This is a genomic window from Kitasatospora sp. NPDC004799, from assembly GCF_040609095.1.
GTDB lineage: Bacteria > Actinomycetota > Actinomycetes > Streptomycetales > Streptomycetaceae > Kitasatospora.
This window is the reverse complement of record NZ_JBEXJK010000044.1, coordinates 1-23,295: the sequence shown is the minus strand read 5'-3', so window position 1 is coordinate 23,295 and position 23,295 is coordinate 1. Positions and strand designations below refer to the sequence as shown.

Below are 23,295 nucleotides of genomic sequence, written 5' to 3'. Positions count from 1 at the left end.
TCACGCTACGGGAGTGCCGGGGCCGCCGTCCCGCCCGGCCTCCTCCCTCCCTTCGGCGTCCTTGGCCTCGGCGCGCCGCACCGGGCGGGTGCGGATCTTGGCGATGCAGGCCGGGATCGCCGCGCCCTGCTCGTGGTCGCGAGCCCGGTAGGCGCTGGGGCTCTCCCCGACCAGCTCGGTGAAGCGGGTGCTGAAGGAGCCCAGCGAGGTACAGCCCACCTCCATGCACACCTCGGTCACGCTCAGGTCCCCGCGCCGCAGCAGCGCCTTGGCCCGCTCGATCCGGCGGGTCATGAGGTAGCTGTACGGGGTCTCGCCGTAGGCGGCGCGGAAGCTGCGCGAGAAGTGGCCGGAGGACATCAGCGCGGTCCGGGCCAGCGCCGGCACGTCCAGCGGCTGCGCGTACTCGCGGTCCATCCGGTCCCGGGCCCGGCGCAGCCGCACGAGGTCGTCGAGCGGCACCCGGCTCGCGCGGGAGGACGGGGACGGAGGCGGGGACGGAGGCGGGGACGAGGGCGGCACACCGGCCACCGTACCGAGCGCCACCGACGGACGGCCTCCCCGGCCCCTCCCCGTACCGTCCACCCGCACCGTCCACCCGCACCGTCCCCCGCCCGGCGCAGCCCGCTCGCGCCCGCCCCGCCGCGCCGACCACCCTGGAGCAACGGCCGGACGGCAGGGAGCCGGCCGGACGGCGGAGAGGGCGGCAGGGGTGGTGGACGGCGACGACCAGCGGCCCGATTCCCCGCGCGCCCCCGGCAACCGGGCGGTGGTGCTCGGCGTGCTCGCCGCCACCGTCGCCGTCCTGCTGGTCCAGGCGGTCACCGGCACCGGCGCCCGGCTGGTGCTGCTGCTGGTGTTCCTGCCCGCGCTGCTGGCGGGCCTGGGCACCGTCGCCCAGACGGTGGCCGCCTCGGTGTGGGTGACCGCCGTGGTCGTGGCCCACTCGGTGCTGTACCCGCCCGGCGACCTGCCGGCCCGCCTGGGCACCCTGCTGGGCGTGGTCGCCGCCGAGGGCGCCGTGATCGGCCTGTGCGCGCGGCGGGTGCGGCGCGAGCGGCAGCTGTCCCGGCTGCGGCAGAGCGCCGTCGCCCTCCAGCGCCAGCTGCTGCGCCCGCTGCCGGTCACCACCGCGCACCTGCGCCTGGACGGGCTGTACCGGCCGGTGGAGCAGGACGCCCTGGTCGGCGGCGACCTGTACGACGTGGCCGCGACCCCGCACGGCACCCGGGTGCTGGTCGGCGACGTCCAGGGCAAGGGCCTGCCCGCGATCGGGGCGGGCTTCGCGGTGCTGAGCGCCTTCCGGGAGGCGGCCTTCCGCGAGGCGCGGCTGCCCGCCGTCGCCGACGCCCTGGAGGCGGCGGTGGAGCGGCACAACGCCTACGCGGTGCAGAGCGGCGAGCAGGAACGGTTCGTCACCGCGACCGTGCTCTGCGTCGGCGGCCCCGGCGAGGACGAGGAGGACGGGGACGGGGAGGACGGGGACGGGGACGGGGAGGTCACCGAGGTGCGGGCCGTCAACTGCGGCCACCTCTCCCCCTACCTGCTGCACCCGGACGGCCGCGTGGAGCCCGTCACCCTGGACGCCGGGATCCCGCTCGGCCTCGCCGCCCTGGCCGCCGACGGCGCCCCGCGCCCCGTACGGCGCTTCGCGCTGCCCGACGACGCGGTGCTGGTGCTGCTCACCGACGGCATCACCGAGGCCCAGGACGCCTCCGGCGCGTTCTACCCGGTCGAGCGGGGCCTGGCCGACCTCGCCGCCCTCCCCGCCGACGCCCTGCCCGAGGCCCTCGACCGGCGGGCCCGCCGCTGGAGCGGCGGACGCAGCCGCGACGACGTCACCGTCCTCGCCCTGCGCCCCGCCCCGTAACCGCCCGACCAACCGGCCACGAACCGTCCACCCCTCGACCCCCGGCTGCGGGCTCCACCTGCGGCGATCTAGGGTGCTGGCATGATCCCCACACCGATACCCGGCCCTACGGACGGCCCGCACGAGAGCCCGCACGACGGCCCGCACGAGAGCCCGCTCGACGGCCCGACGGACGACTTCCTGACCGACCCCGCCCAGGCCCTGCGGGTGATGATGGCGGGCAACGCCCGGTTCGTCGCGGGCATCCCCGAGCACCCCAACCAGGACGCCGGGCGCCGCACGGCGCTCGCCCCGGCGCAGCGGCCCTTCGCGGTGCTGTTCGGCTGTTCGGACTCCCGGCTGGCCGCCGAGATCATCTTCGACCAGGGCCTGGGCGACCTGTTCGTGGTGCGCACCGCCGGGCACGTCACCGGCGCGGAGGCGCTGGGCAGCATCGAGTACGGGGTGAGCGTGCTGGACTGCCCGCTGGTGGTGGTGCTGGGGCACGACTCCTGCGGCGCGGTGGCGGCGGCGCTGGACTCCCTGGAGCAGGGGCGGCTGCCGGGCGGGTTCGTGCGGGACGTGGTGGAGCGGGTGACCCCGAGCGTGCTGTCCGCCAGGGCCGCGGGCATCGAGGACCGCGACGGGATCGTGGACGAGCACATCCGCCAGACCGTGGACCTGCTGGTGGAGCGCTCGCAGGCGCTGGCGGCGCGGATCGCCGAGGGGAAGGTGGCCGTGGTGGGCCTGTCCTACCGGCTGCGCGACGGCCGGGCCCACCTGGTCGCCGCCCGGGGACCGGTGGGCTGACCGGCCGGCGACGAGCTGACGGACCGTAGCGGGTGCGTCCGTCCTCGGGAACGCGATGTCCGATCACCGCCAGCGCCCCCCGGGCGGGCCCGGGCAGAGTCGTCGACCAGCAGTGATTCCCCTTCCCCAGTTCCCGAGGACGGCAGTTCCCGTGCACAAGGTCATCGATCTCAAGGTCCTGTACTTCGGCACCCCCGTGGTGCTGATCGGCTCCCGCAACGAGGACGGCAGCGCCAACCTCATGCCGATGTCCTCGGCATGGTGGCTGGGGCAGTCGTGCGTGCTGGGCCTGGGCGACAGCTCCCAGACCGCCGCCAACCTGCGGCGCGAGGGCGAGTGCGTGCTCAACCTGCCCTCCTCGGCGCAGGTGGACGCCGTGGACGCCCTCGCGCTGCTGACCGCCAACCCGCGGATCGCCGAGTACCGGCTGAAGCAGGGCTACCGGCACGAGCGGCGGAAGTTCGCCGCCGCCGGCCTGACCGAGGTGCCCGGCGAGCTGGTGCGGGCGCCGCGCGCCGCCGAGTGCCCGGTGCAGCTGGAGTGCCGGGTGGAGTCGGCGACGGCGCTGACGGGCGGCGGGCGCACCGCGTTCGAGGTGACGGTGGTGCGCGCCCACGTGGAGGAGGGCCTGCTGGTGCCGGGCAGCGACCACTACGTCGACCCGGTCGGCTGGGACCCGCTGATCATGAAGTTCTGCGAGTTCTTCGGCGACGGGCGGCGGCTGTCCCCCTCCCGGCTCGCCGAGGGCTGGCAGATGCCGGGGCGGCTGCCCGCCGCCGTGTGACGCCCGCTCAGCCCTTCCGCCGCTCAGCCCTTCCGCCGCTCAGCCCTTCCGCCGCTCGTTCCGCTCGGTCCGGCGGCGGCGCACGAGGCGATCCGACCGTCGTCGCCAGGCCGAGCGGAGCAGCAGCAGGAGCAGCGCGGCCAGCAGCGCCTGCGCGGCGGCGGTCACCGGCCGGCCCACGCGAAGGCCGCCCCGCCCCCGCCCCCGGCTCACGGCGCGACGGTCGTCCCGCAGGAGTCGCACACCCGGGTCGCGGGCAGTTCCAGGAAGCAGTTCGGACAGATCGCCGGCGGGCGCGGCACGGCGGTGGCGGCGGCCTTGCGCTCCACCGAGGCGCGCAGGCGCGGGGCCAGGGCGGGGATGCCGCCGTCGGCGGGCAGGTCGGCGCCGAAGTGCCGGTAGCAGGCCAGACGGGCGGCGGCCGCGTGCTGCTCGCGGTCCATCTCCGCGGCCACCGGCGGCTGTCCGGCCACCGCCAGCACCTCCTGGTAGCCGGGGCCGACCCGGCCGTCGGTGGCGTGCACCACCAGGGCGGTCAGGGGCGGGTCGCCGCGCCGGTGCGCCTCGCGGATCACCAGGGAGAGCACCTTGCCGATCCAGTGCCGCTGGTTGATCCGGGTGCGCACCCCGGAGGCCTCCTGCACCGCCTCGGCCAGGTCCGCGTAGCTGATCACCGCGTGGTAGCGGCGCGCCACCTCCACCAGGGCGGGGTAGGCCGCCCTGGTCCACACGATGTGCGCCTGGCTGGCGCTGACCGCCGAACCGTCCGACGCCCGCCAGTAGGTGTGCTGCTCGGCCATCTGCCCGCCCCTGTCCATCTCGCCCGTGTCCGTCTTGTCCGTGTTCGCCCCCCGCAGGCCCCCGCCGGGAGCGAGGCTACCCGGCCGCGCGGCGGCACTTTCGGGCGGGGCCCGTCTCCGGCGGGGCTTGACTTCAAGTGCTGTTGAAGTCGTGGAATGGGTGCCGACCGCAGCCGTACGGGCATCGCGGTCGATGCCCCGCCCGTACGGAACCCGTACCGGGGCCGGGGCCGCCTTCTTCCTGATCGTGCCGGAGGCGGCCCCGGCTCCGGGTCCGGCCTCCGGGCGGTGCCCCCCGGCCGGTAGCGGCCCCACCCTCCGGGAGGCGCGCCGCTCACGCCCGACGCGCCCTCACTCCCCCGCGAGCAGCGCCCCCAGCACCGTCCGCCGGTGCCGCACCGCCCGCCCCGCCCGCGCGCTCGCGACCAGCCCCGCCGCCCGCAACGCCCCCACGTGCGCGGACACCGTCGCACCGCTCACGCCCAGCCGCCGGGCGAGTTCGGTGGTGGTGCACTCCTGCTCCAGCAGGTGCAGCAGCTCGGCGCGGGTGGCGCCGATCACCGCGGCCAGGGCCTGCACCCCGGTGCGGCCGTCGGGGCTCGGCAGCAGGCCTGGCCCGGCCGGGTAGGTGAGGGCGAGCGGGCGGCCGGGGAGGTCGGCGGGCAGCGCCGGGCCGTACCAGTGGAAGGTCGGCAGCAGGAGCAGTCCGCGCCCGCCGAGGTGGATCTCCCGGGGCGCGCCCGGCAGTTCCCACACCCCCTCCCGCAGGCGCGCGCCGGGCAGCAGCTCGGGTGAGATCTGCTGGGCGTTCATGAGGTTCTCCCGTGGTGCCGTTGCCACCGTTCGGTGGCTTAGCCACGGTTGCACGGGGTGGCCGGTGCCGCACGAGCAGTCATCCGTCGGAGTGCGGACGCTCCCGCTCGGGCCGGGCTTCCGGGAGGTCCGCCGAGGTCTCCCCGTTCGGGCCGCTGCTCCGGCGGCGGCGCCAGAACGGGCTCGACGGCCAGCGCCGCTCCTGGTCGTACGCGTACGCGTGGTTCCTCCGGTAGGCGTCCGCGACGCCGTCCAGGAACGCCGTGTAGTCGGCGAGGACGGCCGCCGTGCGGGCCGGGGCGGCCAGGCACGCGGCCACGGTCTGCCCGGCGCGGGCGCCGGTGTGCAGGGCGGTGAGGATGCCCTGGGAGGAGAGCGGGTCGAAGGCGAGCGCCGCGTCCCCGGCCGCCAGCCAGCCCGGACCCGCGGCCGGGGCCAGCCGCACGCCGTGGGCGGGTGTCCAGCGCGGCACGGGGGTCGCGGCGGGGTCGTAGCCGGCCAGGCGCCGGCGGACGTGGTCGGTCCGGGTGGCGCCGTGCCAGAAGCCCTGCGGGGTGCGGAGTGCGGGGGCGGCGAGGTCGGGGTCGGTCAGGTGGGCGACCAGGCGTCCGGCCGGGACCGGGGTGGTGTACCACCAGCCGTGCGGCGCCGCCTCGACGAGCGTGCGCGCCTCGGCGTCCCGCGGGCCGGTGCCGTCGGCCGCGGGCCGGCGGGGGAGGACGGCGTAGACGGCGACGAGCCGGTCCTGCCGGTGGCGGCGGCCGAGACGACGGCCGATCGCGCAGCTCCGCCCGGTGGCGTCGACCGTCCAGCGGGTGCGCAACTCCGCCACGCTGCCGTTCTGACGGATGGTCAGCCGGTCGCCGGACCGCGCGAGCAGGGCGGCCCGCCGCAGCTCGGCGCCGGCCGCCACGGCCGCGTCCCGGAGGAAGGCGTCGAAGCGGAGCCGGTCGAGGTGCCAGCCGTGCCCGTACGGGTCGAAGAGGTGGCTGATGCCGTGCAGCGCCGGCGCACCCCAGGCGGCGTACGTGCCCGTGGACGCGGGGTGCCCGGCGGCGAGGAAGCCGTCCAGCAGCCCGAGGTCGCGCAGCAGCGGCCGGGCGGCGGGCGGCAGCGACTCCCCGATCCGGAACGCGCCGCGGCCGGCGGGCTGCGCGGGGCGCCCGCCGGGGTCGAGGAGCAGGACGCGCCGGCCGGCGGCCGCTAGGACCAGCGCCGCGACGGAGCCCGCCGGTCCGCCGCCTGCCACGACGGCGTCCACGGTGTCCACGGCGTCCACGGCACCCACGGCGTCCACGGGCCCCGGCCGGTACGGGCGGTTCGTCACCGGTCGCGCCGCAGGCGCTTGACCTTGTCGATGTAGCCCGCCGAGACCTCCTCGTCGGGCAGCTCCGCCATGGTGACGGCGGTGGCCAGCGCGGCCTCGCCGAGCACCGGGTCGGCGCCGAGCGGAACGTGCAGGGCGACCAGGTTGCGCCGGGCCGGCGGTGCGGGCTCCGGCGGGAAGCTCACCTCGGACTCGACGAGCAGCTCCGCCGGGAGGCGGGGGTCGTCGGTGGGCCCGGGGCGGCGCTCGACCACGCCGAGCCGGCCGAAGTCCGTCACCATGGCGTTGATGGTGTCGAGGTAGCGCGGGGGGAGCCAGCGCAGCCAGGTCCGCCGGGTGCCGAACGCGGCCAGGCGCTCCTCGATCGGCCGGGAGGCGTCCATGACGATCGCGTACTCCTCCTCGGCGATCACGTGGTTGGGCACCCGGGCCGGCCAGAAGGTGGGCAGGTACGGGTCGTAGGTGCCGAAGCCGGAGAGGTACTCGTAGCCGGACCGGCAGCTCGCGGTGTCGGTCTGCCAGGGCACGGCCATCCACCTGGTCAGGTCGCCGGGCCGCTGGGCGTAGAGCGGGCCGTCGTAGGAGAGGGCGATCCGCGGGGTGAGCGTCGGGCCGTAGGCGGGCGGGGGCGGCAGCGCGGGATCGCGCGGGCGCACCCGGAAGGGGCTGCTGTACAGGGTGGTGTGGCGCATCGGCCAGGTGAGTTCGCAGCCGGGGTGGAAGGCGTCGGCGAGGCAGAACGAGAGCGCCGCCCGGTCCAGGGTCCCGGGCCGCTCGGCGAGCGGGACCTCGTCGAGGGAGGCCGGCGGGGCGGCCCGCGGGTCGTGGTCGGCGTCGAAGTCCCCGCGGGCCCAGCGCCGCAGGAGGCGGTACTGGAGCGGGGAGAGCGTCACGTGCTGGCGCACCGACTGGGCCGGTACGTTCATCGCATCGCCGTACACGCCCGGCCACGGCACGGGGGAGAGGCCGTCCCGGTCGTAGTCGCGGACGGTGAGCCAGACCTGACGGCGCAGCTCCCGGTGGACGGGTGACGGGTCCGCCAGCGCGGCGAGGCGCGCCGGGTCGAGGAGGTCCTCCCGCCCGCCGTGCCCCAGCTGGACGGCCACCCCCTGGTTGACCCACTGGAGGTCGCACAGGCGGCGCAGCACCGGCAGCACGTCCCGGGTGAACGACGGCCGCGGCGGCTCGGGAAGGAGGCCGGCGGTGACGAAGGCGTCGCGGACCAGGTCGTACATCGTGCGCACCGAGGTGAGGTCGGGCGCGTAGTTGGGGGGCGCGGTGACCACCCAGCCCGGTTCGACCGGGATCGGCCGCCCGTCGACGCTGACCTCGGCGGTGACCGGGCCGTCGGAGACGTCGTCGTACCAGCCGTCGTTGTTGGCGAAGGTGTCGGCGGGGGTGTCGGTGACGGACGCGGAGACGCCCCGGCCGCCGAGGAAGAGGAGCCGGCCGCTCCCGTCGGTCCGCAGCTCCCCGAGGTGGACGGGCCGGTCCAGGAAGGTGCCGGTGTCGAAGGTGTGCTCGGGGCCGCCGGACCGGTCGCGGCCGCGCACCGACCGGGGGCCGGGGTCGATGACCAGGCGGTCGCGCTGGTCGGCCGGGACCTTGGGGTTGCGCAGGTTGCTGTCGTCGGCCCGGTCCGCCTCGGGGATGTCGAGGGCCAGCTGGAACTGGTACCAGGCGGCCTTCCGGTTGGCGACGTGCACCGTCCAGCGCAGGTCCGCGTTGTCGGCGGTCAGCTCGGCCACCGGCTCGCCGGCCGCGTTGTAGCCGTAGACGCGGAACCGGACGGCCTGCCGCTTCAGGGCGCCGGTGGCGTCCTTGTAGCTCCCGGCGGGCAGCGGGGCCGGCCGGTCGACCTCGGGGGCGAGGACGTACTCGTCCGCGCTGTCGCCGACCCTGGCCACCCCGATCGCCGGGTGCACGGCGGCCCGGACGATCCGGGTGTCGCGGCCGGGCGGCGGCGTGAACTGCGGGCGGGCCGGGCCGGGTTCGGCCGCCGGGACGCCGTTGACGTCGCGGCGCTGTGCGGCCGACGCCTGGTAGACGGTCCTGCGGACCTCGGCGAGGCTGCCCGCCGGGCGGTGCTCGGCGAGGGTGTGCCAGGGGTTGAAGGCGAGGTTCTCGCCGTAGGCGGCCTGGCCCCGCGCGGTGACGTCCTGCTTCCGGAGGGTCAGCCGGGCCACCGTCACCGGTTCGCTCGCGGCCTCGTCCCACCGCACGGTGGCCCGGTCGAGCGGCATGCGCTGCGGGTCGGTGCGGAACTGCAGCATCAGGTCGAAGGCCGCCGGGCCCGCCGCGAGCCGGTGGCGCAGGTCGGCGCCCAGGTACCCGGGGTTCTCGTCGGGTGGCACCGCCGCCGGGTCGCCCGGCGCGCAACCGGCGGGCACCAGCTTGTACTTGACGAAGCGCTCGGGGCCGAAGGCGTAGGGGAGGACGCTCCAGTAGCCGGCGGTGAGCACGCTCTCCTCGAAGCGGGCCATCGCGGCGAGGACCTCCCGGGTGACGGGGTGGTCCCTGAGGTACCGCTCGTAGTCGCCGTCGACGACGCCGGCCCTGGTGAACTCGCACATGTCCTGGGCGGTGTCGACGAAGAACACGTCGTGGTTCTGCAGCAGCAGGTCCTGGGTGCCGGCTCCGGTCTCGCCGTCCAGCAGCTTCGGGCCGGGCACGCCGAACAGCTTGACGCCGATGCCCAGGGTGGTGTCGAGGTCGGGCCTGCCGGGCACGGTGTCGCTGGAGAAGCGCACCCAGGCGGCCAGGCCGTCGGGCCGCTCGTGGGCGGTCGCGAGGAACCCGACGCGCAGGTCGGGCGGCAGGTCGGGGGAGACCGTCAGCACGCCGCGGGCGACGCCGTGCGGCTTGAGGAACACCGGCCGTCCGACCGGCTCCTGGCCGCGGGAGATCCGGGCCCCCTGGGTCAGGTCGACGAACATCTGCCGCAGGGCGGCGGCCGCGTCCTCGGCGCAGCCCGGCAGCTGCGGAGGGCCGGCATTCCCGTCGTCGTTCCCGTCGCCGCTCTCGGCGAAGGGCGCGGGGGTTCCGATCATGCTGTGCTCCGATCCGTGCGGCGGTGCGCCGGGCCGGTGGTCCGGACGTGTGCGCCGGTGCCCACCCACCCGGTCCAGCGTGCACGGACCAGCGGTCCCCGGCGCGCCGGGGTACGCCCGACCGACCTACCCTCTTACACTGGCCGGGGCGCGACCGGGCCGACGCCGGGCGTTCAGCGGAGCTCGGCGGCCGTCGCGCCCAGGGTGCCGCGCAGCCACTGCTCGACCTCGCCGACGTGCACCGTCGCCCAAGCCCGGGCGAGGTCGGGCTGCCGGGCGGCGACGGCCTCGAAGATCGCCCGGTGCTGCTGCCTGGTCCGCTCGACGGAACCCTCCTCGGTCCGCCCGCGCCACAGCCGGGCGCGGGCGGTGGGGCCGGAGACGCCCTCGATCAGGGAGCAGAGGACGGCGTTGCCCGAGCCCGCAGCGAGGCGGCGGTGGAACTCCAGGTCGTTCTCGATCAGCGCGTCGAGCGAGGGGTCGTCGTCCAGTTCGGCCAGCACCGCGCCGAGGGCGGCGACGTCCTCGTCGGGCATCGTCCGGGCGGCCATCGCGGCGGCGGCCGGCTCCAGGATGCGGCGCACCTCCAGGAACTGCAGCACCGTGTCGTCCTGCTGGAGGTCGGCGACGAACGACAGCGCGTCGACCAGCAGTTCGGGCTCCAGGCTGGTCACGTAGGTGCCGTCGCCCTGCCGTACGTCGAGCACCCGGATCAGGGAGAGCGCCTTGACCGCCTCGCGCAGCGAGTTGCGGGACAGGCCCAGGCGCTCGGCCAGGTCGGGCTCGCGCGGGAGCTTCGCGCCCGGGCGGAGCTCACCGCTGACGATCATGGCCTTGATCTTCTCGATCGCCTCGTCGGTGACCGGCACCCGCGCCCGCCTCTCTGGTGTCTCTCGCGTTCGGATCCGTGCAGGATAAGTCACGGGCGCGCCGCGGACGGCGGCGGTGAGCCCGGCGGGCACGGCGCGGTGGGCGTCCTCGTACTCCTCGATCCGGTCCTCGCGGACGCGGGTGCGCAGGGCGGTCCTCATGGGCGGTGCGGCTCCTGGTGGGTGGGCTCGACGATGACGACGTCGAGGGTGCGGGGGCCGTGGACGCCTTCGACCCGGTTGAGCTCGATGTCGCTGGTGGCGGACGGCCCGGAGATGAAGGTGAGCGGCCGGGTGGGGTCTAGGCGGGCGAGGGCGTCGGGGACGTCGTCGGCGATCTGCTCGGCGCGGACCACGCACAGGTGGTAGTCGGGGACGAGGGTCAGGGCGCGGCGGCCCTGGCCGGAGCCGGCGTCGAGGACGACGGTCCCGGTGACGGCGATGCCGGCGGCGGCGAGGGTGAGCGCCCCGTCCAGCGCGTCGAGTCGGGGGACGTCCAGCGGTTCGGAGTGCCAGTCCCAGTCCCCGGGCGGCAGCAGCTCGACGGGAAAGCCGGCGGGCAGGGCCAACCGCCGTACGCCGCGCGCGGTGAGGGCGGCGGCGATGGCGTCGGGCAGTCCGGCCGGGTCGGTGCGGGTGACGGTGGCCCGGTAGTCGGCGACCCGCTCGGCGAACAGGGCGACGCGGTCGCCGCCCGGCTCGACGTGGCTGCGGCGGTAGTCCTTCGGAACCGGCACGTCCTCGGGGCTCTCCCCGCGCGGGACGTCGGCGAGGGCGGCGCGGATGCGGCCGAGGACGGCCTCGCGGCTGCTCATCGCTGGTCCTCCTCCTTGTTCTCGCGCCACCAGCTGCGGAAGGACCGGGCGGGCGGCGCGGGGGTGTCGCGGGTGTCGGACCAGCCGTGCAGCGGGCCGGGCAGCCGGCCGATCCGGCCCTTGCGGGCGAGGGCCCGGCCGCCGAGGGAGGCCGCCTTCTGGGCGGCGGCGAGCAGCCGGGGGGAGTCGAGGACGGTGGCGGCGGCCTTCATCGCCACCGCCTCGGCGGTGGGCAGGCGCCGGGCGGACCGCTCGGCCTCGACCACCTCGGCCCGCAGGTGGGCCAGCACCCCCGGGATGTCGATCTTCACCAGGCAGGCGTCGTAGCAGGCCCCGCACAGGGTGGAGGCGAACGGCAGGCTGGCGGCACTGCTTTTCGTGTCACCGCCGACGCCCACCAGCTGCGGGGTGAGCACGGCGCCGATCGGCCCGGGGTAGACCGAGCCGTAGGCGTGGCCGCCGGTGCGTTCGAAGACCGGGCAGACGTTGAGGCAGGCCGAGCAGCGGATGCAGGCCAGCGCCTGGCGGCCGACGGTGTCGGCGAGGGTGTCGGTGCGACCGTTGTCGAGCAGGACGAGGTGGAAGGCCCGCGGTCCGTCGCCCTCGGTGGTGCCCGTCCAGGCGGAGGTGTACGGGTTCATCCGCTCGCCGGTGGAGGAGCGCGGCAGCAGTTGCAGGAATACCTCCAGGTCCGTCCAGGTGGGGACGACCTTCTCGATGCCCATCACGGTGATCAGGGTCTCCGGCAGGGTGAGGCACATCCGCCCGTTGCCCTCGGACTCCACGACCAGGACGGTGCCGGTGTCGGCGACGGCGAAGTTGGCGCCGGAGACCGCGACCTTGGCGGTGAGGAACTTCTCGCGCAGGTGGCGGCGGGCAGCCTCGGCGAGTTCGGCCGGGTCGTCAGCCAGCCCCTCGGGGGCGGGCCGGCCCCAGTCCCCCATCCGGGCGACGAACAGGTCGCGGATCTCGGTGCGGTTCCGGTGGATCGCGGGGACGAGGATGTGGGAGGGCCGGTCGTCGCCCAACTGCACGATCAGCTCGGCGAGATCGGTCTCGTAGGCGGTGATCCCGGCCTCGGCGAGGTGCTCGTTGAGGCCGATCTCCTGGGTCGCCATGGACTTGACCTTGACGACCTCGGTCTCGCCGGTGGCCCGGACCAGCCCGGTGACGATCCGGTTGGCCTCGGCGGCGTCCGACGCCCAGTGGACGGTGCCGCCCGCCGCGGTGACGGACTGCTCCAACTGCACCAGGTAGCGGTCGAGATGGCGCGCGGTGCGCTTCTTGACCGCCGCGGCCGATGCGCGCAGCGCCTCCCAGTCGTCCAGCTCCGAGGCGACGGCGAGGCGCTTGTCGCGGATGGTGCCGGTGGCCCGCTTCAGGTTGGCGCGCAGCCCGGTGTCCTTCAGCGCCTCGCGGGCGGCGTCGGGGAAGGCCGGGGAACCGAGCCAGACGACGCCCCTGTTGCGGTTCATCGGTTGCCTCCTTCGGTGGCGGCGAGGATCTCGGCCAGGTGCAGGGTCCGTACGCCGCTTCCCTGCCGGGAGAGGCCGCCGCCGATGTGCAGCAGGCAGGAGTTGTCGGCGGCGCAGAGCACCTCGGCGCCGCTGTCCAGCACGGCCTGCGCCTTGTCGGCGAGCATCGCGCCGGAGGTCTCGGCGTTCTTGACGGCGAAGGTGCCGCCGAAGCCGCAGCAGGAGTCGGCCGCCGGGAGGCCGACCAGGTCCAGGCCGTCGACGGCGCGCAGCAGTCGCTCCGGCCGGTCGCCCAGCCGCAGGCCGCGCAGCGAGTGGCAGGTGGGGTGGTAGGCGACCGTGTGCGGGAAGCGGGCGCCGACGTCGGTGACACCGAGGACGTCGGTCAGGAACTCGGTGAACTCGTGGACCCTGGGGGCCAGTTCGGAGACCTCGGTGCGGAGCCGGGAGCTGCCGAGCCGCTCGGCGAGGACGGAGTGGTTCTCGCGGATCATGCCGGCGCAGGAGGCGGAGGGGGTGATGACGGCGTCGTAGTCGGCGAAGGTCCGGGCGAAGCGCTCCACCAGGGGGAGGGCCTCCGGCCGGTAGCCGGTGTTGAAGTGCATCTGCCCGCAGCAGGTCTGCTCCTGCGGGAACTCGACCCGGTGGCCGAGGCGCTCCAGGACGGTGACCACGGCCCGGCCGGTGTCGGGGAACAGGGTGTCGTTGAAACAGGTGATGAACAGGGCGATCCGCATCTACACCGCCTCCCCCGGGGTCGGGACCTCGGCGGGGAGCAGCCCGCGCTCCTTCAACTCCGCCCACAGGCCGTCCGGGACGGGGTGGGTCAGCAGCGCGGCGGCGTCCCGGACCTCGGCGGCGCTGCGCGTGCCGACCAGGACGGACGCGACGGCGGGGTGCCCGAACGGGAAGCGCAGCGCGGCGGCGCGCAGCGGGAGGCCGTACCGCTCGCACACGGCCTTCATCCGCAGGGCCCGGTCGAGGAGTTCGGTGGGCGCGGCGGTGTAGTCGAAGGGCGCACCGGGTTTCGGGTCGGCCAGCAGGCCGGAGTTGAACACCCCGCCGACGACCACCCCGACGCCCCGCTCGGCCGCCAGCGGCAGCAGGTCGGTCAGACCGCGCTGGTCGAGGAGGCTGTAGCGCCCGGCCAGCAGGACGACGTCGAGGTCCGTCTCCCGGACGAAGCGGGCCGGGAGGCCGGCCTGGTTCATGCCGATGCCGATCGCGCCGAGCACGCCCTCGGCACGGAGGCGTTCCAGCTCCGGGTAGGCCTCGGTGAGGGCCTGCTCGGCGTGGTCGTCGGGGTCGTGGAGGTAGGCGATGTCGATCCGGTCGAGGCCGAGCCGGTTCAGGCTCTCCTCGATCGACCGGCGCACGCCCGCTGCCGTGAAGTCCCAGCGCCGGCGGTGGGTGGCCGGGGCGGCGAAGCCGTTGGCGAGGTCGTTGGTGGGGGCGTTGACGGGGTCGTTGGCGCGGTCGTTCCCGTCGGGAGCGACCGGTTCGAGGATGCGGCCGACCTTGGTGGACAGCACGTAGGCGTCCCGGGGCACGGCGCGCAGTGCGTCGCCGAGGCGCCGTTCGGACAGGCCGAGGCCGTAGTGCGGGGCGGTGTCGAAGTACCGGACACCCGCCTCCCATGCGGCTTCCACGGCCTGCTCGGCCTCGGCGTCGCTCACCGCCGTGAACAGGTTGCCGATCCCCGCCGCCCCGAAGGCGAGTTCGGTGACCTTCACCCGGCTTCGACCCAACCGGTTCTGGCGCGGGATCACGGCTTGGCCTCCGGGCGCAGTCGCAGGCCGGCCATGCCGCCGTCGACCTGCAGGGCCGTCCCGGTGGTGCTGGCCGCGGCCGGGGAGGCGAGGTAGGCGATGGCGGCGGCCACCTCCTGCGCGCTGACCAGCCGGCCGGTGGGCTGCCGCCCGTCGAGGGCGGCGCGTTCGGCGGCCGGGTCGGCGGCGGCGTCCAGCAGCCGGCCGACCCACGGGGTGTCGACCGTCCCGGGGTTGACGCAGTTGACCCGGATCCCCTCGCGGACGTGGTCGGCGGCCATGGCCAGGGTGAGCGACAGCACGGCGCCCTTGCTGGCCGAGTAGAGCGCCCGCTGCGGCAGGCCGGCGGTGGCGGCGATGGAGCAGGTGTTGACGACCGCGGCGTTGCCCGAGCGCCGCAGGTGCGGCAGGGCGGCGCGGGTGGTGCGGACGATGCCGAGGAGGTTGACGTCCAGGACGCGGTGCCACTGCTCGTCGGGGTTGTCCTCGACCGTCCCGGTGGCGCCGATGCCGGCGTTGTTGACCAGGATGTCGATGCCGCCGAGCGCCTCGGCCGCGCCCTCGACGGCCGTCCGGACGGAGGCGTCGTCGCTGACGTCGGCGGTGAAGCCGCGCAGCGGGGCGGGGGCGGCGCTCGGGTCGAGGTCGAGGACGGCGACGTCCGCACCGCGCTCGGCGAGCAGCAGGGCGGTGGCCAGGCCGATGCCGGAGGCGCCGCCGGTGACCAGGGCGCTCAGGCCGTTCAGGTCGGTGGTCACGCCTGCTCCTTCGTCGTGGCGGCGGCCGGGTCGGCGGCCCAGAACGCGCCGTCGGGGAAACGGTAGGTGTCGATGGCGGCCTGGTGCATGGTCGCGGAGAACCCGGGCGCGGTGGGGGCCAGGTAGTGGCCGTCGCCGATCCGGACCGGGTCCAGGAAGTGCTGGTGCAGGTGGTCGACGAACTCGATGACCCGGTCCTCGGTGGTGCCGGAGAGCGCGACGTAGTCGAACATCGACAGGTGCTGGACCAGTTCGCACAGGCCCACGCCGCCCGCGTGCGGGCAGACCGGCACGCCGAACTTCGCGGCGAGCAGCAGGACGGCCAGGTTCTCGTTGACGCCGGCCACCCGGGCGGAGTCCAGCTGGAGGAAGTCGATCGCCTCGGCCTGGAGCAGCTGCTTGAAGACGATGCGGTTCTGCACGTGTTCGCCGGTGGCGACCTTGACGGGGTGGACGCCGCCGCGGATGGCGGCGTGCCCGAGGACGTCGTCCGGGCTGGTGGGCTCCTCGATCCAGTACGGGTCGAACTCCGCCAGCGCCTTCGTCCACTCGATCGCCTCGGCGACGTCCCAGCGCTGGTTGGCGTCGATCGCGATCCGGACGTCCGGTCCGACGGCTGCGCGGGCGGTGCGGCAGCGGCGGACGTCGTCGGCGAGGTCGGCGCCGACCTTCAGCTTGATCTGGGTGAAGCCGTCGGCCACCGCCTCCTGCGCGAGGCGGGTGAGCTTCTCGTCGGAGTAGCCGAGCCAGCCGGGGGAGGTGGTGTAGGCGGGGTAGCCGCGCCGCAGGAGTTCGGCGGCCCGGTCGGCGGCGCCCTCCTTCCCGCGCCGCAGCAGCTCCAGCGCCTCGTCAGGGGTCAGGGCGTCGCTCAGGTAGCGGAAGTCGACCTGGGAGACCAGCCATGCGGGGTCGGCGTCGGCGAGCAGCTGCCACAGCGGCTTGCCCTCGCGCTTGGCCGCGAGGTCCCAGACGGCGTTGACGACGGCGCCGACGGCCATGTGCATCACGCCCTTCTCCGGGCCGAGCCAGCGCAGTTGGCTGTCGCCGATCAGGTCGCGGTACAGCGAACCGGGGTCGGCGCACAGCTCGGCGACCGGCCGTCCGAGGGCGTACCCGCGCAGCGCGTCGACGGCCGCGACCTGGACGTCGTTGCCGCGCCCGATGGTGAAGGCGAAGCCGTGGCCCTCGGGGCCGCCCGCCGAGGCGCGCAGCACGACGTAGGCGGCGGAGTAGTCCGGGTCGGGGTTCATCGCGTCGGAGCCGTCCAGCTCGCGCGAGGTGGGGAAGCGGATGTCGTAGGTGTCGACGGCGGTGATCCGCTCGACGGTGCTCTCGGACAAGGTGGTGCCTCTCACGCGTCGACGAAGGTCTGCCGCTGGGTGCCGAGGCGGTCGACGGACAGCTCGACGGTGTCGCCCGCGCGCAGGTACGGATTGCCGGGCAGGCCCAGGGCCACGCCGGCCGGAGTGCCGGTGTTGACGACGTCGCCGGGGCGCAGCACCATGTACTGGCTCAGATACCAGACCAGGTACGCCACGTCGAAGACCATGTTCTTCGTGTCGCCGTCCTGCCGGGCCTCGCCGTTGACGGCCAGCCGCAGGCCGAGCGCCTGGACGTCCCCGACCTCGTCCGGCGTCACCAGCCACGGGCCCAGCGGGTTGAAGGTCTCGCAGGACTTGCCGAGGTCCCACTGCGCGGAGAACTCCAGCTGGAACTCCCGCTCGGAGACGTCGTTGCTGACCGCGTACCCGGCGATGTGCGCTCCCGCCTCGGCCGGGCTCGCCAGGTAGCGGGCCTCGCGCCCGATCACGACGGCGAGTTCGACCTCCCAGTCGGTCTTCACCGAGCCGCGCGGGATCAGCACCCGGTCGTACGGGCCGACCACGGTGGACGGGTCCTTCATGAACACCACCGGCCGCTCCGGGACGGCCGCGCCGGTCTCCTCCGCGTGGTCACGGTAGTTGAGGCCGATGCACACCACCTTCCCCGGCTGTGCGACCGGGGCGCCGACGCGCAGCCCGTCGGTGTCGACCACGGGCAGCGTTCCGGCCGCGAGCGCCTCCCGCACCCGCTCGACCCCGCCCGACGCCAGGAACGCCCCGTCGATCTCCCCGGTCACCCCCGACAGCCCGTACGCCCGGCCGTCCTCGCCGAGCACCACGGGAAGCTCCGCCCCGGGCTCACCGATCCGCATCAGCCTCATGTCTACCTCCTGTGTCGATGAGCGCAGACCCGGCCACCGACGACCGCAGACATCGGATGAATCAGCGCGAGCACGACCATACGGTTCGACACCTGCCGGCACAAGAAGTCATCCGATGCCTGGTGCTGTTTCGAGGTGTTCTCCACACAAGGGTGGACGACATTTGCTCGAAGAAGCGGGCGATCCTCGAATGCACAGCCTGACAAGCCATCCGATGTATGTCTCATGAAAAATGCGCTGGGCATCCGGCCGGGCGTCGGCGGCCATCCGGGCCGAGGGTCCCGGCGGGTCGCCGACCCCGAGCCGGATCCGAGCACGCCGCCCGCACCGGAGAGCCCGCCCCGCTCAGGGGTCGGCGGCCGCGCGGACGGACCGGGTGAGGTTTGTGGCCGACGGCGGCGTCCAGGGGCTGGGCGTCCCGGAGGGCTCGCGTTTCCTCATCGCTCGCCGTCGATGCTCCTTGGGGCCTCCCCGGAGTCGGTGCCCGTCGGGTGGTCGTACCCGGAGATGTCGAGGCAGAGGAAGCCGTCTTTGGTGCCCGCGATGAGTAGGCCGTGGCCCGCTGCCAGGGAGTTGATCCTTGTCGCCAGGGGCAGGGCGGTTCCCGTGCCGGTGGCGGGGTCCCAGATCCGCACCGTCCCGTCACTGTCGGCGGTGGCGATGCGGGGGGTGCCGTCGGACGCGGCGAATGCTGCCACCGACCGCACCGCTCCTTCGTGGCCGGTGAGGGGCCCGCCGATCTGGATGCCGGCGCTGGGGTCCCAGATCAGCACTGTCCCGTTGGCGTCTCCGGTGACGAGTCGGGGGGTGCCGTCGGGCGCCGTGAACGCCGCCACCGACCACACCGCTCCTTCGTGGCCGGTGAGGAGCTCGCCGACCCTGGTGCTGGTGACGGGGTCCCAGATCAGCACCGCCCCGTTGGCGTCTCCGGTAGCGAGGCGGGGGGCGCCGTCGGGCGCGGCGAATACCGCGACCACATCGACCCCACCTCTGTGGCTGTAGAACAGCCCCCCGGTGAGGGCGCCGGTGGCGGGGTCCCAGATCTCCACCCACCCGCGCTGTGGGGCCGAAGCGATGCGGGGGGTGCCGTCGGGCGCCGTGAACACCGCCACCACCCCGCCGGGATGGTCGGCGAAGGGCCCGCCGGTCTGGGTGCCGGTGATGGGGTCCCAGATCCGCACCGTCCAGTCGGCGCCTCCGGTGGCAAGGCGAGGGGTGCCGTCGGGCTCGGCGAACACCACAACCGACCACACCGCTTCTTCGTGGCCGGTGAGAAGCTCGCCGGTCTGGGTGCCGGTGATGGGGTCCCAGATCCGCACCGACCTGTCGTCGCTACTGGTGACGAGGCGGGGGGTGCCGTCGGACGCGGCGATCAACGCCACCACGTTCACCTCGCGGGTATCGCCGGTGATGGGCTCGCTGGTCCGGGGCCCGGTGGCGGGGTCCCAGATCCGCACCGTTCCGTCTCCGCCTCCGGTGACGAGGCGGGGGGTGCCGTCGGAGGCGGCGAACACCGCCACCGCGTTCACCCTGTCGGTGTGGTCGGCGAGGGTCCCGCCAATTTGGGCGCCGGTGTTGGGGTCCCAGATCCGCACCGACCTGTCACCGCCGGCTGAAGCGATGCGGGGGGTGCCGTCGGGCGCGGCGAACACCGCCATCGCCGACAGATAGCCAGCGCGGCCGGTGAGGGGTTCATCGGTCTGGGCGCCGGTGTTGGGGTCCCAGATCCGCACCGCCCTGGCACTGCTGACGAGGCGGGGGGTGCCGTCAGGCGCGGCGAACACCGCCATCGCCCGCACCGCTCCTTCGTGGCCGGCGAGGAGCTCGCCGGTCTGGGCACCGGTGTTGGGGTCCCAGATCCGCACCGCCCCGTCATATCCGGCCGAAGCGATGCGGGGAGTACCGTCGGGCGCGGCGAACACCGCCACCGCCCGCAGATAGCCAGTGCGGCTGATGAGGGGCTCGCCGATCTGGGCACCGGTGGCGGGGTCCCAGATCCGCACCGACCCGGAACCTCCGGCCGAAGCGACGCGGGGGGCACCGTCGGGCGCGGCGAACACCGCCACCGCCTGCACCCCGCGGATGTGGCCGGGATCGGGGAGGATCTCGTATCTGTGGCCGGTGAGGGGTTCACCGATCTGGGTACGGGTGGCAAGGTCCCAGATCCGAACCGTCCCGTCGACGCCTCCGGTGACGAGGCGGGGAGTGCCGTCGGACGCGGCGAACACCGCCATCGACCGAACCCCGAGGAAGTGGCCGGTGAGGGGTTCACCGATCTGGGTACGGGTGGCGGGGTCCCAGATCCGCACCGTCCCGTTGGCGTCTCCGGTGACGAGGCGGGGGGTGCCGTCGGGCGCTGTGAACACCGCCAGGGAGAACACACGGTAGTTGAGGTCGGCGAGTTGGAGGTGGACCTGACGTCGGCGGACGGAGCCCGCGACCAGGTCGGGGAGCGTGGTTCCGGGGCCGTGGCGCGGTGGTTCGGCGGCAGGCGGGGTGCCTTGGATGTAGGTGGTGCCGAGCCGACGCCACCAACGGCGCCAGGTGGTGGCGTCGGTCGGGTGGTCGGGGGTGGTGTCGCGGGCGTGGTGCTGGAGGAGGACGGTTCCGGCGACAGAGGGTGGCAGTTCTCCGATGGGCGGGCCGTGGCCGAAGACGGCGGTGGTGATGCTGGTGAGATCGAGCAGGTCCAGGACGCTGGGGTTGTCGCCCAGGGCGTCGAGGGCTCCGGCGGTGCGACCGAGTCGGGCGTGGGCGGCGAGGTGGTGGCGGATGTAGGGGCTGACGGTCGCCGGGGCTGCGCGGGTACAGGTGCTGTCTTGGGTGCCCGGCGGTCCCAGGGCCAGGGTGGCGTGGCTGATCAGTGCGGTCGTGATGGCGGCGTGGGCCCGGGCGGCGTCGGGTGCGGTGGTGAAGTGTTCGGCGAAGGTGCGGTGGGCGAGGCGGTAGACGATCTGCCCGTGCTCCTGGTCGAGGGCGAGGTAGGGGGCGGCGTCTCGCATCAGTTCCCGGATGCTGTTCCTCATCTCGGCGGGAGCCGGTGCGAGGACGTTCGCGGTGGCGGCCCAGATGTCGCCCTGGTCGGGCAGGCCGCGGCCCTGGGCGAGGCCGAGGGCTTGCAGGAGAGGGGTGTAGTGGGGGTTGGTGCGGTGGAGGCGTTCGAGGGCGCGGGTGAAGAGCTGGCGGTGGGTACGGCCGATCAGCGGCGTGGGGTCGGTGATCAGGTGGGGGTTGTTGAGGAGTTCGTGGGCGGCGAGGCGGGCGTAGAGGAACTGTTGCGGCTCGCCGTTGCCCTGAGGGTGGTCGACGACAAGTCGGTGGACTGTGGAGGCGATGTCGGTGTCGTCGGGGTCCAGGGCGCCGCGGTGCTTGGCCGTGGTGAGCTTGGCCCGCAGGTAGCCGGCGAGGGCTTCTGGGTCCTGGTCGACCTCGACCAGCTCCAGGCCCGTCGCCTGGCCGGCTGCGGTGGGGCGGGGCCGGGGCTGGAGGGCGTCGAGGAGGTCGGTGTCGGCAGGCGCGGGCTGGTCCGGTCCTTCGCGGGTGGAGCGGCGGGTGCCGACGACCAGGCGGACCGTCGGTAGTGCGGCGAGGGGGCGCAGGAGGGCGTCGGCGGTGATCAGGGGTTGTTCGGCTTCGTCGAGGGCGTCGAACAGCAGCGTGAACCGGGCCCGCCGGTCACGCAGTTCGGTGATCAGTCGACTGGTGAGGTCGGCGGCGGGCCCTCCCCGGGCGGCCTCGTGGGCGAGGTCGGGCAGGCCGGCCGCGTCGGCGACGAGCTGGATTGTGCGGTTGAGGGTGAGGCCGGCGAGGTGGGCGACGAGGTCGAACGGATCGTCGGGGCAGGGGGTACCGGGTGGGAGCGGGGCGAGGTGGCCGTGGCGGATGAGGATGTCGCGCAGCTCGCTGCGGGTGTGGAGGAGAACGTGGCCGAGGAGGGCCGACTTCCCGGCGCCGGCAGGGCCGGTGACGACCAGAACACCCTGGTCGGCGGTGGTGAGCCAGCGCAGGACGCGGTCGCGCTGGACGGTGCGGCCGTGGAAGTACCAGGCGAGCTCGCCGAACTCGGCGCCGGACGCCTTGGGCACGAAGTGGCGCCGCTCGTCGGGGGGCAGCTGGTCGATGACTGCCTGGACTTCGTCGAGCTGGTCGAGCGGGGCGGAGACGGCGGAGGAGATGTCGTCGTCGAGGCGGACGAGCCGGTCGCGGTGGTCGTCGGCGGTGGTACCGCTGTAGCCGCCCAGATCACGGGCGAGCTCCTGGCCGAGCTCGACGAGCCCGACGGTCCTCTTCCCCCGGAAGGCGACGGTCAGGGCCCGTTCCAGGGCGTGGGTGAAGCCGCCGAGTTCGGCGTAGCCGCGGGCGGCGGTGGACAGCAGCAGGTACCGCTTGGCGGCGCGGTGTCTGCGCAGCAGCGCGAGGTGGACGTCCTGGGCGAACTCCTGGGAGAAGCAGGCGTCGAGGACGACGATCACCCAGGCGTGGGCGGCGTCGGGGTGGAGTTGGCGTCCACCGATGGCGTGGGCGACCTCTTCGGGGAAGATGCCGTCGTCGATGGGGGCGGGGGTGCGGTGGTGGGCGAGGTGGTCGGCGCTGCCGTGGCCGGCCCAGTACAGCACCGAGTTGCCGTAGTGGGACGTGGTGGGGCGCTTCCAGCTGCCGAGCCGGTCCTCGACCGCCTGGCGGTTCCGCTCGTGGCCGGGGACCGTCCACGGCCGGACGCGCAGGCCGAACGGGGCGAGCAGGTCCGCGATCGCCTTGACGTGCCGCTCGGTGTCGAGGTCGGGGTGGTGGCGGTAGACGGTGAAGTTCACCGGGAACAGCTCGACGCCGTTCCCGTCCTGCGGGCCGGACGGTACCGGCTGATCTGCGGGGTGCGGAGTGCCGGGTGCGGTCATGGGCGGGCTACCGCCTCCCCTCGGGCGGGCTGACGAGGACGAGCTGGGAGATCGGCGGATGGGTACCGGTGGCGAGGGTGACCCGGTACAGGTCCGGCGCGTCCGCGGTGAACCGGGCCGTCAGGGCCCCGTCCGCCCGGTCGGCGTCGCGGGTGAGGGTGAGGGGGTGGCCGGGGCGGCCGGTGGTGGCGGAGCGCACGGCCAGGCTCACGCCGGCCGGGGTGGCGAGGCCGGTGACCATGAGGGCGAGCGGCTCGCCGAAGGTCCCGCCGAGCCGGGGCACGTCCAGGCCGGGCTGTGGACCGTCGCCGGCCAGGCGGCCGCCCGGTCGGCGCTCCAGGGCGATGTTGCGGACCTGGCGCAGGACTTCGTCGTGGCACGTCAGGGTGCCGTGCTGGCCGTACACGTAGGCGACCGCGTCGGTGCCCACCTGGGCGGAGGGGGTGTGGACGGTGCCGTCGCCGTAGGTGTTGCGGCGGGCGGGGATGCCGGTGGCCGGGTCGCGGAGGAGTTCGCCGTCGTCGTCGACGTCGAAGGCGTGATGGCGGCCCGCGACGACCGCGAGGCCGGCGCGCTGCCGCTCGTCCAGGGTCTGCACGGTCGGCTGGGCCACGCCGACGATCGCCCGGTGCCCGGGCAGCTGGAACGGATGCTCCCAGCGGCGGGTGTGCTCGGCGAGGGAGCGCGCGGCCAGGTCCTCGTCGCCGCCGAAGCGGGCCACATCGGCCGGGGTGAGGCGTTCGACGTCGAGGCCGCGGTCCAGGCACCGGTAGCCGGGCAGCAGGTCGTGCAGGCCCGGCAGCGTCGCCGCCATCGCCTGGACATGCCGCTGCAGCCACGACGGCCCGGCGTCGGCGTGCAGGAGGTTGAGCGTCAGGACGGCGTTCGCCGCGCCCAGGAACGGCGTTCCCACGGTGATCACCGCCCGGGTGTCGGCCGCGAGTTCCGGGTCCTGCTCCAACGCGGCCCGCACCACCAGCCCGCCCATCGAGTGCGCCACGAACAGCAGCGAGGCCAGCGTGCGGGCCCGCTCGCCGCCGTCCAGGAAGGGGCCGAGCGGCTGGCGCCAGATCGCGCC

The 23,295-nt window shown here is 74.7% G+C and carries 19 protein-coding genes; 3 read left to right on the top strand and 16 right to left on the bottom strand.

Going from position 1 to position 23,295, the window contains the following annotated elements:
- Positions 1 to 462, bottom strand: a complete 462-nt coding sequence (locus ABZW03_RS08970) for a helix-turn-helix transcriptional regulator (RefSeq protein ID WP_355254102.1) — start codon at positions 460 to 462, stop codon at positions 1 to 3.
- Positions 463 to 712: 250 nt separating this feature from the next.
- Between ABZW03_RS08970 and ABZW03_RS08965 the strand changes: the two genes are divergently transcribed.
- From ABZW03_RS08965 to ABZW03_RS08955, 3 genes are all read left to right on the top strand, one after another.
- A complete protein-coding gene (locus tag ABZW03_RS08965) occupies positions 713 to 1,870 on the top strand; it encodes a PP2C family protein-serine/threonine phosphatase (protein WP_355254100.1) in 1,158 nt (385 codons plus the stop codon).
- 210 nt (positions 1,871 to 2,080) lie between these two features.
- Complete coding sequence (locus ABZW03_RS08960) at positions 2,081 to 2,659, top strand: carbonic anhydrase (protein ID WP_355254128.1); 579 nt, start codon at positions 2,081 to 2,083, stop codon at positions 2,657 to 2,659.
- Between the two features lie 151 nt (positions 2,660 to 2,810).
- Positions 2,811 to 3,443, top strand: a complete 633-nt coding sequence (locus ABZW03_RS08955) for a flavin reductase family protein (RefSeq protein WP_355254098.1) — start codon at positions 2,811 to 2,813, stop codon at positions 3,441 to 3,443.
- A 39-nt stretch (positions 3,444 to 3,482) separates the two neighbouring features.
- On the opposite strand, the gene ABZW03_RS08950 is transcribed toward ABZW03_RS08955, so the two are convergent.
- From ABZW03_RS08950 to ABZW03_RS08880, 15 genes are all read right to left on the bottom strand, one after another.
- Positions 3,483 to 3,611, bottom strand: a complete 129-nt coding sequence (locus tag ABZW03_RS08950; RefSeq protein WP_355254096.1) for a hypothetical protein — start codon at positions 3,609 to 3,611, stop codon at positions 3,483 to 3,485.
- A gap of 41 nt (positions 3,612 to 3,652) precedes the next feature.
- The gene (locus tag ABZW03_RS08945; RefSeq protein ID WP_355254094.1) at positions 3,653 to 4,243 is read right to left on the bottom strand and encodes a hypothetical protein; all 591 of its coding nucleotides are present in this window, start codon (positions 4,241 to 4,243) and stop codon (positions 3,653 to 3,655) included.
- Positions 4,244 to 4,594: 351 nt separating this feature from the next.
- Entirely contained in the window at positions 4,595 to 5,056 is a 462-nt protein-coding gene (locus tag ABZW03_RS08940; RefSeq protein ID WP_355254092.1) for a winged helix-turn-helix domain-containing protein, read from the bottom strand.
- Between the two features lie 79 nt (positions 5,057 to 5,135).
- A complete protein-coding gene (locus tag ABZW03_RS08935) occupies positions 5,136 to 6,353 on the bottom strand; it encodes a tryptophan 7-halogenase (RefSeq protein WP_355254090.1) in 1,218 nt (405 codons plus the stop codon).
- A gap of 26 nt (positions 6,354 to 6,379) precedes the next feature.
- The gene (locus ABZW03_RS08930) at positions 6,380 to 9,433 is read right to left on the bottom strand and encodes a LodA/GoxA family CTQ-dependent oxidase (protein ID WP_355254088.1); all 3,054 of its coding nucleotides are present in this window, start codon (positions 9,431 to 9,433) and stop codon (positions 6,380 to 6,382) included.
- A gap of 173 nt (positions 9,434 to 9,606) precedes the next feature.
- Entirely contained in the window at positions 9,607 to 10,302 is a 696-nt protein-coding gene (locus ABZW03_RS08925; protein WP_355254126.1) for a FadR/GntR family transcriptional regulator, read from the bottom strand.
- A gap of 158 nt (positions 10,303 to 10,460) precedes the next feature.
- Positions 10,461 to 11,117, bottom strand: a complete 657-nt coding sequence (locus ABZW03_RS08920; RefSeq protein WP_355254086.1) for a lactate utilization protein C — start codon at positions 11,115 to 11,117, stop codon at positions 10,461 to 10,463.
- On the bottom strand, positions 11,114 to 12,592 hold the full coding sequence (locus ABZW03_RS08915; protein ID WP_355254084.1) for a lactate utilization protein B: 1,479 nt from the start codon (positions 12,590 to 12,592) through the stop codon (positions 11,114 to 11,116). The genes ABZW03_RS08920 and ABZW03_RS08915 overlap by 4 nt, the downstream gene beginning before the upstream one ends.
- Complete coding sequence (locus tag ABZW03_RS08910; RefSeq protein ID WP_355254082.1) at positions 12,589 to 13,329, bottom strand: (Fe-S)-binding protein; 741 nt, start codon at positions 13,327 to 13,329, stop codon at positions 12,589 to 12,591. Before ABZW03_RS08910 ends, ABZW03_RS08915 begins: the two co-directional genes overlap by 4 nt.
- Positions 13,330 to 14,361, bottom strand: coding sequence for an aldo/keto reductase (locus ABZW03_RS08905; protein WP_355254080.1), 1,032 nt, complete (start codon positions 14,359 to 14,361; stop codon positions 13,330 to 13,332).
- Positions 14,358 to 15,119 (bottom strand): SDR family oxidoreductase, encoded by a 762-nt coding sequence (locus ABZW03_RS08900; protein WP_355254078.1) that lies wholly within the window; start codon positions 15,117 to 15,119, stop codon positions 14,358 to 14,360. Before ABZW03_RS08900 ends, ABZW03_RS08905 begins: the two co-directional genes overlap by 4 nt.
- A complete protein-coding gene (locus ABZW03_RS08895; protein ID WP_355254076.1) occupies positions 15,116 to 16,459 on the bottom strand; it encodes an L-fuconate dehydratase in 1,344 nt (447 codons plus the stop codon). Before ABZW03_RS08895 ends, ABZW03_RS08900 begins: the two co-directional genes overlap by 4 nt.
- 11 nt (positions 16,460 to 16,470) lie before the next feature.
- The gene (locus tag ABZW03_RS08890) at positions 16,471 to 17,322 is read right to left on the bottom strand and encodes a fumarylacetoacetate hydrolase family protein (protein WP_355254074.1); all 852 of its coding nucleotides are present in this window, start codon (positions 17,320 to 17,322) and stop codon (positions 16,471 to 16,473) included.
- A gap of 437 nt (positions 17,323 to 17,759) precedes the next feature.
- Positions 17,760 to 22,217, bottom strand: a complete 4,458-nt coding sequence (locus tag ABZW03_RS08885) for a hypothetical protein (protein ID WP_355254072.1) — start codon at positions 22,215 to 22,217, stop codon at positions 17,760 to 17,762.
- A gap of 7 nt (positions 22,218 to 22,224) precedes the next feature.
- A partial coding sequence (locus ABZW03_RS08880) for a hypothetical protein (RefSeq protein ID WP_355254070.1) occupies positions 22,225 to 23,295 on the bottom strand: 1,071 nt, incomplete at its 5' end.

What these genes read in the sequence shown, in the direction of transcription:
- ABZW03_RS08890 (WP_355254074.1), bottom strand. Translation starts at nt 17,322, where the DNA reads ATGAGGCTGATGCGGATCGGTGAGCCCGGGGCGGAGCTTCCCGTGGTG.
- ABZW03_RS08910 (WP_355254082.1), bottom strand. Translation starts at nt 13,329, where the DNA reads ATGCGGATCGCCCTGTTCATCACCTGTTTCAACGACACCCTGTTCCCC.
- ABZW03_RS08885 (WP_355254072.1), bottom strand. Translation starts at nt 22,217, where the DNA reads ATGACCGCACCCGGCACTCCGCACCCCGCAGATCAGCCGGTACCGTCC.
- ABZW03_RS08960 (WP_355254128.1), top strand. Translation starts at nt 2,081, where the DNA reads ATGATGGCGGGCAACGCCCGGTTCGTCGCGGGCATCCCCGAGCACCCC.
- ABZW03_RS08940 (WP_355254092.1), bottom strand. Translation starts at nt 5,056, where the DNA reads ATGAACGCCCAGCAGATCTCACCCGAGCTGCTGCCCGGCGCGCGCCTG.
- ABZW03_RS08930 (WP_355254088.1), bottom strand. Translation starts at nt 9,433, where the DNA reads ATGATCGGAACCCCCGCGCCCTTCGCCGAGAGCGGCGACGGGAACGAC.
- ABZW03_RS08945 (WP_355254094.1), bottom strand. Translation starts at nt 4,243, where the DNA reads ATGGCCGAGCAGCACACCTACTGGCGGGCGTCGGACGGTTCGGCGGTC.
- ABZW03_RS08915 (WP_355254084.1), bottom strand. Translation starts at nt 12,592, where the DNA reads ATGAACCGCAACAGGGGCGTCGTCTGGCTCGGTTCCCCGGCCTTCCCC.
- ABZW03_RS08920 (WP_355254086.1), bottom strand. Translation starts at nt 11,117, where the DNA reads ATGAGCAGCCGCGAGGCCGTCCTCGGCCGCATCCGCGCCGCCCTCGCC.